1 pseudogene is annotated in these 337 nt (G+C 66.2%); it reads right to left on the bottom strand.

Annotated elements, in window-relative coordinates:
• Positions 1 to 116: 116 nt before the first annotated feature.
• A pseudogene (locus tag EN818_RS33120) lies at positions 117 to 337 on the bottom strand (hypothetical protein); the annotation flags it as partial.

The raw sequence follows: 337 nt of genomic DNA, 5'->3' as shown, positions 1-337 counted from the left end.
ATCGAATGCGGCGGCGTGGAGCGCCGCGGACCGGCGCGTCGCGCTGATGCGGTTCAGCGACGTGCTTCAGGTGTTGGCTTGATGCATGTCGTTCTCCCAAAACAAGGAGACGAGCCTCAGAAAACCGCGGCGGCCGCCACGGGACGATCGACGGTTCGGGCCGGCAGGCTCGGCACTGGCCGGCGGTCCGCGGGGATCAGCTTGCGGGCCACGACGTAAATCGCAAGCACGACGATGGCCGCGACATAGCCGTCAATGGCGTAGTGCCACGCCAGATAGACCGAACTGATCGCGACAAAGGCCACATAGAGCAAAGCGACGGCGCCGAGCCGGCGGC

Source organism: Mesorhizobium sp. M3A.F.Ca.ET.175.01.1.1, from assembly GCF_004791945.1.
In the GTDB taxonomy this organism is placed as follows: Bacteria; Pseudomonadota; Alphaproteobacteria; order Rhizobiales; family Rhizobiaceae; genus Mesorhizobium.
The sequence above is the reverse complement of the archived record's forward strand: the minus strand, read 5'-3'. Positions and strand labels throughout refer to the sequence as shown.